Consider the following 11,169-nt stretch of genomic DNA (forward strand, 5'->3'; position numbering starts at 1 on the left):
GAAAACGATTGGCAGTCGCTGCCAAAACGCATGACCAGGCCATGCGCCGCAGCGATCGAAGGTCAGAAGCCGCTCGGGCTTCAAGCGTTTACTCACCAGAGGCAGCTGGCCACCCCCAGCAGCGCCGTCACGGCGGCAGCCAGCGCCAGGCAGCGAGCCGATCCTGATAGCCCCGCGACCGTCACCAGCGCTCCGAGGCTCCAGAAGCCCGGCACGAGCGCGGCGCCGACCGCTGCGCTCCACCCGTGCATGGCCGGCAGGCAGACGGCCAGCAACAGCAGGCTGCCAAGCACACGCAGCGCCATGCGATGCGCTGCCGGCACCTCGTCCAGAGATCTCAGCTGTGCGTAATGGCGGTCCATGGCAAAAGCCAGAGCCGTCATCCCCGCTGTCGAAAGAGCCAGAGCCTGCAACGATGACTGCCACAGGCTCATGACAGCCTCTCTTTGCGTGCAGCACCGGGCGACAGCGCAGCGGCCAGGTCTTGCGACGCTTGGGCTGCCGGCTGTTTTCGCCCAGGCTTGAGGTTTGCCGCCCTGCGCATCCAGGCCCAGGCAGCGGCCGCCGCCACACCGACCGCCAGGGTAAAAAGCTCCACGCCTGCGCTTTCCCAGTCTCCCTGCTGCAAATGGGCCGCCAGGTGATCTCCGGTCGTCACAAAGCTCAGCACAGGCAGCAGCAGACAAAGCAGCGCCAGCGCCGCCATCTGGTCACGCCAGGCCAGGGACGGGGCTCTCAGCAATGCATGCAGCAGTGCCAGCATCCAAAGCGCAAAAAACACCACCAGTTCCCATCTGGAGCGCAGCGCAAGCTCGACGGGCAGCAAACGGTTGGCCCACAGAAATCCCACGCAGGCAATGCCCAGCCCCGCAATGGCGGCCACATTCGCGGCTTCGATCATCCGGTAGACCGTGACGCTGCTGGAGCCGAACTCTCCCTGATGTTTGCCGCGTCGCTTGACCATGAAGAGAATCGCCCCGGTCGCCATCATGGCGCTGCCAGCCAGGCCGCAGATAAAGTACAGCCACTTCAGCGGCAGCCCGCCATAAGTCGCCATATGCAGCCCGCCTATCACCGATTGCGTGAGCGAAGCCGCACCACCATCCACGCCGCCGGGCAGGCGCAGCTGCTGCAACTCGGCTGTGGCAGCCGAGAAAATGGCCATGCCGCTGGTGGGACTGAGGCGCTTGCTCAGATCGTCGGCGTCATTCCAGCCGTAAACGCCAATGCGCGCAGCCGCATCGCCCGGGTAATCGATCACCACCGCCCGCACCGGCTGCCCGATCAAAGCCTGGCCACGCAGCACAAAGGACTCCAGATCCGGCACCGCCATGGACTGGCCCGAGCGCTGCGGCTTGCCCGGTTCATTCAGCGCCACCTGGAAGGACTTGAGAGCCTCGGCACTGCTGCCGAAGTAGGCCGCAATACCCGCCGGCATGAAGGTCGAGCACGATATGGCGATACCGGTATAGGCAATCATGAACTGGAAAGGCAGCGTCAGCACCGCCACGGCGTTGTGCATGTCCAGCCAGCTTCTCTGCCCTTTGCGGGCACGGAAGGTGAAGAAGTCCTTGAAGATTCGTCTATGGGTGATCACTCCGCTGACCAGCGCCACCAACATGGCAAGCGCGGCGATACCTACGATCCAGAGACCGAGCTGGCCCGAGTGCAGCTGATAGTGGAAATCCACAAAATGATGACCGCCCGATGTCTGGCGCACCCGAGGAGCTTCGGAAGCATCCACGGCACTGCCGGACGCAGGGTCCAGCTGGGCCGCCGCATACTGGCCGTCGCCATCGAACCAGTAGACGTGCAAGTCCCCGCCGCCCTTGGCGTCCGCAGGCCACAGCTCCCACATATCGGCACCCGGGTGCTGACGCTCCATATAGGTCATGCCCCATTGCAGCCTCTGACTCAGCGAGGACTTGGCTGCCTGGGCCGCGTCTGACTGCTGCGCCCCGGCCTGCTCCAGAGCATGATGCTCAGGCGTCATCCAGTGAGTGATGGGCTCCTCGAAGACGGCCAGGGTCCCCGTCAGAAAAATGGCATACAGCAGCCAGGAGAACCACAGGCCACACCAAGTGTGCAGCCATGCCTGAGCCTGACGAAAGCTGCCTTGGCCTGCGCCCGATTGCTTTTTGGCCGGCTGCATCAGCGTCCCTTCAGCAAGATCAAGGCTGCAGTCGCTGCCAGCATGGCAAGGATCAGAGCGAGCAGCACGCCCCATATCCGGCGTGCCGATGCCGGAGAAAAAGCCCAAATCACGGCAGCCACGTACCAGAGCCAGCTGGACTGCATGCCCCCCAGAATGGTCTCCACGCGAGATTGACTCATCGCACCACATAAAACCACCCAGGCACTGGAGATGGCATAGCCTCCCAGCACTGCAGCAGCCAGACGCGATCCCAGCCCCCAGTCAGAGCGAAGCCCATCAGATTGCGACATTGCCATACCCCGTCAGAAACGGCCCTTGAGCGACACGGTGACCGTACGCTTTTCGCCGTAGAAGTTGCCATAGCCCGCATAGCCCACCGTGCTGTAGTAGGTCTTGTCGAACAGATTGCCGACATTCACGGCCAGACTCCAGTCCTTGCTGAATGCATAGGCCGCACGAGCCGACCAGACGGCGTAACCCGGGGAAGTGAAGTTGTACGGCGTCCAGGCTCCGTCATAACGGCCCGTCGCCGGGTTGTAGGCGCTGATGCCCGAAGCCCGGTAGTTCGAGCTCTGCGCCACAACGCCACCACCCACGCTCCAGCCGCGCAAAGCGCCGCTCATGCGATAGTCCGCCCATGCCTTGAACAGATGGAGCGGCGTGACCGTGCTGAACTGTGCGCTGTCCTTGCGTCTATCTTCATTGCTGTTGTAGGTATAGCCCACAGCCAGCTGGAGATTGGGAGTGATGCGACCTGTCATCTCCAGATCGATGCCCTGGCTCAGCTTGAAGCCGTCGCGGAAATAGCAGCAGCCGCCGCGCCAATCGGTCTGGGGATAGGCGGGGTCGTAAACGGCCTCGCCTTTCTTGTCGGTGCGAAACAATGCGGCACTGGCGATCAGATGGGGAGTCAGCTCGCTTTTGACACCCAGCTCGTAGGTACGGCCACGCACCGGATCCAGCGGCGTTCCAGGCAGCGGTGCCGAGAACTTTCCGGCCTGCGACTGATAGATCTCGGCGGTGCTGAAATACAGATTGGTGGACCTGGTCAGCTCATGCATCAGCCCCATGTAGGGCACAAAGACATTCGACTCGCGGCTGCTGGCCGTGAGCGCGCCGTTCATGTCGTGCTGGGTATTGCGATCCTGCAGCACATAGCGTCCTCCCAGCACCACGGACCAACGCTCCACGGGACGCAGGCGAACGGAGCCATAGAGACCGCTTTTTTGCGTCTTGGTCTGCGAGCCGCTGGTCCAGTCACCGAGCGGATAGCCTGGATCCTGCGGAGGAATCCGGTTGAAGACGTCGGCAGGCCCCACTCTGGGCCACAGGCTTCGGTTGGTGTTGCTGTTGCGGTGCTGATCCAGACCCAGGATCACATCATGGCGCTGACCCAGAGCGGCAAAGCTGCCCTGCAAATTGATATCGAAGCTGGTTTCCCGCTCGCGTGACTTGGCTTGATGAATCCACCAGTCCGCCCCCTGCAGCGTGACGGGATCGGGCGAACTTTCGATCTCCGCTCCGTTCACGCCTTCGTTGAAGCGGGTGTGTCTGAGCTGGGTCTTGAGCAGCCAGTCGTTGCCCAGCTGCTGCTCGAGCTTGGCAAAGACCGTGGTGTTTTCGCGATTGATCCAGTTCCAGGGCGCGCCGAAGTTGGTATTGCGCGCAAAGCCGATATCGCTGCCGTCCGCATAGCGCGGCAGACTGGCATTGAAGCCCGTGTTTCTATCTTTCTGATAGCTGGCACCCAGCGTGGCGACCGTGTTGGGCGTCAGATCCAGCTCCAGTGCCCCATACAGCATCTGCCGCTTGAGCTTGGAGGGTGCGGCCATCTCCTTGCGGTCATGGTTCACAGCGACCAAGCGGCCGCGCAGGGTTCCGCTTTCGTTCAGCGCGCCCGTGGTATCGAGCTCGGCGCGATAGTTGCTCATGGTTCCGCCGGAGAGCAGTACCTGGGTCTGACGCTTGGCCTGCGGCCTCTTGTAGGTGAAGTTCAGAACCCCGCCAGCCTCGCCCGCGCCGAACAGCCCGTCTGCCCCGCGCAAAACGCTGACGCTGTCGAACTGCGCCATGTCCAGGCTGCGGCTGCCCGAGCGCGAGGAGCTGGCAGCACCGCCATCGAACCGGAAGTTGGTGATGTTCATGCCACGGGACAGATAGGTCGTATCCAGCCAGGTCTCTTCGCGCGTGATCCCGGTCGTGTAGTTCATCACGTCATCAAGCGTGCGCATGGCCTGATCGTCCATGCGCTGGCGCGTCACCACCGTCACCGACTGCGGAACCTCGCGCAAAGACTGCGCCGCCTTGCCGACCTCCACTCCACCGGCCACATAGGAGTCGCTCGACTCCCCATATGCATTGGGAATGGCCTTTTCCTGCACCGTCACTTCCGCAAGTGTCGAGGCAGCGTCCTCTTGTGCATGGCTGACACCGGGCACCAGGCAGAACACACTGACGGCCACAGCCGTGGCGTGAAGACGAAATGGCAAAGCCCCGGCTACGGGGCAAAACGAGCGTTCCAGCATGAGCGTACAAAAACAAACCTGGGTGTTTTCTTCAGGCAGGGAAATGCCGAAGTACCAATGACGCTGTGGCTGGAACGGAGAGACCGTGTACGGGCTGGCAGCAATGAAACAGAACGAGAATCAATCTCAACTCCATTTCCGTGCGGATTGTAAAGCTCAGGTAAAAGAATTGCCACTGTTTTGTAAAACGATAGCACCTGTCTCTGCTGCCGTATCGTTGCGCACCTGCCAGACTGTTGCCGGGCCGACACCCGGCAGATACCCGGCGATGCTCTTCATTCAGCGGCATCAAGCCGGCTACTGCAGCAACTGGGCGGTCCGGCGCTGCGTGGCGACTCGCCCAGCGGCTTCCGATTGAAAAGTGGGCTTTTGCGAAACGCCCGGTGCGTCGGGCGCTTGGAAGATGCTCGGCAGACCCGGTCTGCGCAAGACTTCCAGAGGGCAAGGATGTGCATTGAGCACAAAGAAAAAGCCCCGGCTGCATGAACAGCCGGGGCTTTTAATATCTTGGCAGGGGAAGAAGGATTCGAACCTTCGCATGCTGGAATCAAAATCCAGTGCCTTAACCAGCTTGGCGACTCCCCTAAAGAGAACGAGATTATAGCTCGATTTTTCGCAGGTTTCAGAGAACTCCGGGGATCAGGGATTGGAGGCGGAAGCACCCAGTGCCTGCCAGGCGCTTCGCGGCAACTCAGGCGGCTTAGCAGCTATCGCGGCACTCTGACCATGACCCGCTGCAGGCGCAGCCATCAATCCAGCGTGACCTTGGCCTCGCGAATGACCTTGCCCCATTTGGCAGTTTCAGCGGCAATGAAGCGATCACATTCCTGCGGCGTCGAACCTTCTGCAAACGTGCCCATGGTCTGCTGCATGCGCTGCGAAATCTCCGGACTGCGAATGATGCGAGCGACTTCAGCGGACATGCGCTGGACGATCTCCTTGGGCACTCCTGCCGGGGCAATCATTGCTGCCCAGGTGCTGCCCATCAGCTCGGGAATGCCTTGCTCGGCAAACGTCGGTACATCGGGCAACACCGCCAGTCGCTTGTCGCTGGCCACGCCAATCAGACGAATGCGACCGGCCTTGGCAGGCTGAATCAGATTGGGCGGAGGATCGAGGAACAAGGGGATCTGACCGCCCATGAGGTCGGTCAGTGCCGGTGCGGCACCTTTGTAAGGCACATGGGTCATGTCCGTCTTGGTCAGCAGCTTCATCAGCTCGGTCGTCAGATGCGCGCTGGAGCCGCTTCCCGAGGAGCCAAAGCTGACCTTGCCAGGATGCGCCTTGGCATAGGCTATCAGCTCCTGCGTGGTCTTGAACGGTGCATTGGTGGACACCGCTGCAACCAGAGGCGAGATCCCCATCAGTGACACACCGACCAGATCCTTGCCGGGGTTGTAGGGCAGCTTGGGATACAGCGTGGTGTTGGCCGCATAAGCGGCAATCACCACTCCGAACGTGTAGCCATCAGGTGCAGACTTTGCCACCTGATCCACACCGATGAGACTGTTCGCACCCGGCTTGTTGTCGATGATGATGGGCTGGCCCAGCGCTTTCTGCAAACCCACTTGCAGCAGACGTGCCATCTGATCGGTGAAGCCGCCCGCCGTGTAGGGAACGACGATTCGTATGGGCTTGGAGGGCCAGGGGCTCTGGGCCCAGGCCGAAGGTGCCAGCATGGCGGCGCCGGCTGCGGCGCTCGATTGCAGAAAGCTGCGGCGAGATGTCGAAAGCATGAGTGTCTCTTGGTTCTTTGGGCAAAAACGCCGCGCGCCAGCGCGACAGGTAAAGGGAAATATGTCTCAGTATCCGCGGGCCACGTCCACCAGATTGAGCAAGGGCTCGCCTGCGCGCAGGCGGCGCAGGTTCTCCAGGCACTGGCGGGCCACGGTATCGGCCGAGGCCTGGGCCGCGATATGCGGTGTGACAAAGGCCTTGGGATGCACCCAGACCTTGTTGCCGGGCAGGGGCGGCTCCTCGCGCAGCACATCCAGCGCGGCGCCGGCCAGGTGGCCTTCGTCGAGCAAAGCCAGCAGGTCGTCTTCCACCACCTGCTCGCCACGCCCCACGTTGATGAAGTAGGCGCCGCGCGGCAGCAGGGAGAGGGTTCGGCGGTTCAGCAGATCGCGCGTCTCGGGGGTGAGCGGCAGGGCGCAGACCAAAATGTCGCTGTCGGACAGCAACTGCTGCAGGCCCTGGGCGCCACTGTGGGTGCTCAGGCCTGGAATGTTCTTGGCACTGCGGCTCCAGCCCGCCACGGGATAGCCCACGGCCTGCATGGCGCCTGCCACGAAGCGGCCGACCTCGCCCAGGCCCAGAATGCCCACGCGGCAGTCGGCGCTGGCGCGCACGGGGCGGCGCAGCCAGTCTCCCGCCTGCTGCTGGCGCGCGAACAGATCCAGCTCACGCGTGTGGCGCAGCGCAGTGCCGACCACATACTGGGCGATCTCCACATGCTGCTGCGGGTCGACGGTGCGCGCCACGGGCAGGCCGGCCGGCAGGTCAGGCACGGCCAGCAGCTTGTCCACGCCGGCACTGGGCGCGTACAGCAGCTTGAGTTGTGGATAGGCCGCCAGCACGCCGGGCTTGAGGCTCCAGGCCAGCATGGCCTCGACCTTGGCGGCCGGAGCCTCTTCGCGGTTCGCCCAGACGGGTACGTCGGGTGCCAGAGCGCGCAGCGCATCGACGATGGGCGCGCCCATGCTGGGGTGGATGTTGACCAGAATTCCCATGGTTTCCTTCAGTCCTTGTAAGACGGATCGATGCGGTCCAAGCGGCGCAGCAGGCCCGGCCAGGCCAGGCCCGCGCCCTTGCCCTTGGTGACCTGGCGCGACTGGTTGACCGCGTCGGCAATGATGGCCTGCGGAATGCGCGTCAGCTCGCCGCCGCCCGACTGCGCCAGGATCTGGATGCGGCAGGCCGACTCCAGCGTGTACATGGCCAGCACGGCCTCGGCCACGCTGCGGCCGCAGGTCAGCAGCCCGTGGTTGCGCAGGATGAGGAAGTTGCTGGCACCCAGATCGTCCACAAGGCGCGGCTTCTCGTCATCGCGCAGGGCCACCCCCTCGTAGTCGTGATAGGCCAGACGCACCAGCGGGAAGATGGACTGCTGCGAGATGGGCCGCAGGCCATCTTTTTGCGCCGACACGGCCACGCCGTAGCGTGTATGCGTGTGCAGCACGCACTGCACTTCGGGGCGGCCGTCGTGGATGGCGCTGTGGATGACGAAGCCTGCGGGGTTGACGTCGTACTCGGTCTCCATCATCGGCTGGCCCTCGTGATCGACCTTGACCAGGCTGGATGCGGTGATCTCGTCGAACAGCATGCCGTAGGGGTTGATCAGGAACTGGCCGGGCTGGCCCGGCACGCGCGCCGAAATGTGAGTGAAGATCAGGTCGTCCCAGCCGAAGTGGGCGACCAGCCGGTAGGCGGCAGCCAGCTCGACGCGGATCTGCCACTCCTCGGGCGTCACCTGGCGGCGGATTTCGGACATCGTGGTGTCATGGCTCATGGGATTTGTCTCGTGATGGGCATCGTGAAATGGCGGGCAGGCTCAGCGCCCCGCAGCGTACTTATCGCGCAGCTCGCGCTTGAGCACCTTGCCGATGGCACTGCGCGGCAGCTCGGCGATGAAGCGCAGATCGGCCAGGCGCTGGGTCTTGCCGGCTTGCTGGTTGTACCAGCCCATGATCTCCTCGGGCCGCGCCGGCTCTGCCGTGCGCGACACCACATAGGCCACGGGCGTCTCGCCCCATTGCTCGCAGGGCACGCCGACAACGGCCACGTCGTCCACGCCCGGGTGGGCACGCAACTGGGCCTCCAGGTCGCTGGGATAGATGTTGAAGCCGCCGCTGATGATCATGTCCTTGCGGCGGTCGAACAGGGTCAGGAAGCCGTCGGCATCAAAGCGACCCACATCGCCCGTGCGGATGAAACGCTTTCCAGTGGCATCGAACCATTCGGCCTCGCGCGTCTTGGCGGGCTGACCGTGGTAGCCGCTCATCATGCTGGCCGAATGGCCCACGACCTCGCCGTCCGCGCCGGGAGCGACCTCGCAGCCCTCCTCGTCGATGAGGCGTATGTCATGGCCTTCGGCGGGCTTGCCCACGGTATGCAGCTTGTCCGGGTGCAGATGGGCTTCGAGGATGCAGGTGCCCCCGCCTTCGGTCATGCCGTAGAACTCGGTCAGGCTGCCGGGCCAGCGCGCAACCACATCGGCCTTGAGCTCGGCGCGAAACGGTGCGCTGGTGCAGAACTTGGCCTGAAAGCTCGACAGGTCATGCTCGCCGAACTGAGGCAGCGCCATGATGCGCTGGTACTGCACGGGCACCAGCATGGTGTGGGTGACGCGGTGCTGCTGGGCCAGTTGCAGATAGCGCGCCGCGTCGAACTTGGGCATCAGCACCACGCAGCCGCCGCTGCCCAGCGTGGGGAAGAACACCACCAGCGTGGTGTTGGAGTACAGCGGCGTGGCCAGCAGCGTCGTGCCCTCGGGGCCGTAGCCATAGACGCCGCCACGGTTGATATGGGTCCAGCGCATTCCGTGCGACTGCACGATGCCCTTGGGAGTCCCCGTGGTGCCAGAGGAATAGATGATGTTGAACGGCGCCTCAGGCTCCACGCTCACGGGCGCGGGCTGCGCGCCTTCGGGCGCGAGCCAGTCCTCGAAGGCACGGCCGGGTGCGGCGCCGTCCAGCGAGATACATTGCAGGGCGCTGTCGGCGGGCACCAGCTCCTGGGCCGCCTTGTCGAGGAACAGGTGATGCGCCTGGGCATCGCGCAGCATCGATGCCAGGCTGTCGACCGTGGAGGATGGCGCCAGTGGCGCGACCACCACGCCCGCGCGCAGCGCGCCCAGGAATAGCGCGGCATAGCGCACCGAGTTCAACGCGCAGATGGCAATGGCCTGACCAGGCTGCACGCCATCGCGCTGCAGCGCGGCGGCCACGCGGTCCATGAGGGCGTCGAGCTGGGCATAGCTCAGGGTCTGCTGGTCGTCGCGCAGCGCGGCATGGTCGCTCTGCTGGCAAGCATGGCTGCGGATCAGCGCAGCCAGCGTGGTGAAGGGTGCATCGGGCGAAGGCAGGGAAACAGTCATGAGGGGCTCCGTTTCAGGAATTCACGAATCTCAAGCGGACTGCGCCTGCGAGCCCCCGGCCCTGCAGGCGCTTGGGCAGGCGGTGGCTTATTTGGCAGCCAGACCCAGGCGGTCTATCAGTATCTTGTCCTTGGCGAAGGCCTCCCTGGCCCATTGCGCATAGTCGGCACCCGAGCGATACCAGGCATCCTGATTGAGCTGCCTGAGCACCTCGACATGGCGCGGATCGTCCATGGCCTTCTTGAAAGCATCGTGCAGCTTGCGCACCACGGCCGGGTCCATGCCCTTGGGGCCGGCCAGGCCGTAGGGCGAGGTGGAGACCACGCCATAGCCCAGCTCCTTGGCCGTGGGCACGTCCGGCCAGCGCTGGGTGCGCTTTTCACCAAAGGTCATGAGCAGGCGCATCTGGCCGCCATTCACATAGGTGTCCCAGCCCGAGGCATCGCTTTGCGCGGCCACATGACCGCCCAGCAGGGCTTGCTGCAAGTCGGCGTTGCCCTTGAAAGGCACATGATTGAGAGTGACCTTGGCGTTCTCGGCCAGCTCCTCCATCAGCAGATGCGGCGAGGAGCCAATGCCCGTGGAGCCGTATTCGATCTTTCCGGGAGTCTTGCGCGCGGCGGCGATGTACTCGTTGAAGCTCTTGTAGGGCGAGTCCGAGCGCACCGTGAAACCGAAGGTATAGCCCGAGACACCGATGATGTAGGTGAAATCGGTGACCGGGTTCCAGGCGGTCTTTTGCATATGCGCCATGCGCAGCATGGACATGGGGAACTGGGTGATGGTGTAGCCATCGGGCTTGGCGGTGCGCGCCATGGCGCCGGGGCCCAGCGTGCCGCCCGCGCCGGGCTTGTTCTCGACGATGATGGGCTGGCCCAGTTGCTTGCCTGCAATGTCGGCCAGCGTGCGCATATGGCGGTCTGTGGGGCCGCCGGCCGGGAACGGCACGATCAGCGTGACCGGCCGCGCAGGATAGTCGCCGGACTGCGCCCAGACTGATGCGCCGGTGCCTGCGGCTGTCACAAAAGCGGCCGTGGCAAGCACCAGGCTGCGGCGGTCAAGGGAAATCTGCATGTCTTGTCTCCTGAATCTCTGAACCAGGTGGGGCCGGGGCACATACCTTGTGTGCCGCTCTGGCCAGGGCCCGGATGTCCGGGCCCGTTGGCACCGCCTTGCCTGGCGGTGCCATGGCAGTGCTTACAGCGACTTGGCCAGCTCGGGGACGGCCGTGAACAGATCGGCTTCCAGACCGTAATCGGCTACCGAGAAGATCGGTGCCTCGGGGTCCTTGTTGATCGCCACGATCACCTTGGAGTCCTTCATGCCCGCCAGATGCTGGATGGCGCCCGAAATGCCGGCCGCAATGTACAGCTGGGGCGCCACGATCTTGC

Annotated in this window: 11 protein-coding genes and 1 tRNA gene; all 12 read right to left on the reverse strand. The window is 63.8% G+C overall.

Annotation, left to right across the window (positions count from 1 at the left end; translation table 11 throughout):
• Window positions 1-92: 92 nt before the first annotated feature.
• Window positions 93-434: a DUF3325 domain-containing protein gene (locus tag P353_RS15685; RefSeq protein ID WP_034371321.1), complete on the reverse strand. Its 342-nt coding sequence runs from the start codon at window positions 432-434 to the stop codon at window positions 93-95.
• Entirely contained in the window at window positions 431-2,152 is a 1,722-nt protein-coding gene (locus tag P353_RS15690; protein WP_034371322.1) for a PepSY-associated TM helix domain-containing protein, read from the reverse strand. The genes P353_RS15685 and P353_RS15690 overlap by 4 nt, the downstream gene beginning before the upstream one ends.
• Window positions 2,152-2,445 carry a hypothetical protein gene (locus tag P353_RS15695; RefSeq protein ID WP_034371323.1) on the reverse strand — a complete coding sequence of 98 codons (294 nt, stop codon included), beginning with the start codon at window positions 2,443-2,445 and terminating at the stop codon, window positions 2,152-2,154. Before P353_RS15695 ends, P353_RS15690 begins: the two co-directional genes overlap by 1 nt.
• 12 nt (window positions 2,446-2,457) lie before the next feature.
• Window positions 2,458-4,644: a TonB-dependent siderophore receptor gene (locus tag P353_RS15700; RefSeq protein WP_232776561.1), complete on the reverse strand. Its 2,187-nt coding sequence runs from the start codon at window positions 4,642-4,644 to the stop codon at window positions 2,458-2,460.
• 192 nt (window positions 4,645-4,836) lie between these two features.
• Window positions 4,837-4,959: a hypothetical protein gene (locus tag P353_RS30180; RefSeq protein ID WP_269799967.1), complete on the reverse strand. Its 123-nt coding sequence runs from the start codon at window positions 4,957-4,959 to the stop codon at window positions 4,837-4,839.
• A gap of 229 nt (window positions 4,960-5,188) precedes the next feature.
• Window positions 5,189-5,265, reverse strand: a tRNA-Gln gene (locus P353_RS15705).
• Window positions 5,266-5,429: 164 nt separating this feature from the next.
• Complete coding sequence (locus tag P353_RS15710) at window positions 5,430-6,416, reverse strand: tripartite tricarboxylate transporter substrate binding protein (RefSeq protein WP_034371325.1); 987 nt, start codon at window positions 6,414-6,416, stop codon at window positions 5,430-5,432.
• Window positions 6,417-6,482: 66 nt separating this feature from the next.
• Complete coding sequence (locus tag P353_RS15715; RefSeq protein ID WP_034371326.1) at window positions 6,483-7,412, reverse strand: 2-hydroxyacid dehydrogenase; 930 nt, start codon at window positions 7,410-7,412, stop codon at window positions 6,483-6,485.
• 8 nt (window positions 7,413-7,420) lie between these two features.
• Complete coding sequence (locus tag P353_RS15720) at window positions 7,421-8,191, reverse strand: class II aldolase/adducin family protein (protein ID WP_034371327.1); 771 nt, start codon at window positions 8,189-8,191, stop codon at window positions 7,421-7,423.
• 42 nt (window positions 8,192-8,233) lie between these two features.
• Window positions 8,234-9,778 carry a class I adenylate-forming enzyme family protein gene (locus P353_RS15725; protein WP_034371328.1) on the reverse strand — a complete coding sequence of 515 codons (1,545 nt, stop codon included), beginning with the start codon at window positions 9,776-9,778 and terminating at the stop codon, window positions 8,234-8,236.
• 87 nt (window positions 9,779-9,865) lie between these two features.
• On the reverse strand, window positions 9,866-10,852 hold the full coding sequence (locus P353_RS15730) for a tripartite tricarboxylate transporter substrate binding protein (RefSeq protein WP_034371329.1): 987 nt from the start codon (window positions 10,850-10,852) through the stop codon (window positions 9,866-9,868).
• A 123-nt stretch (window positions 10,853-10,975) separates the two neighbouring features.
• Window positions 10,976-11,169, reverse strand: a 194-nt coding sequence (locus P353_RS15735; protein WP_034371330.1) for an electron transfer flavoprotein subunit alpha/FixB family protein, incomplete at its 5' end; no start/stop codon positions are given.

The sequence above is a fragment of the Comamonas testosteroni genome, assembly GCF_000761245.1.
In the GTDB taxonomy this organism is placed as follows: domain Bacteria; phylum Pseudomonadota; class Gammaproteobacteria; order Burkholderiales; family Burkholderiaceae_C; genus Comamonas; species Comamonas testosteroni_C.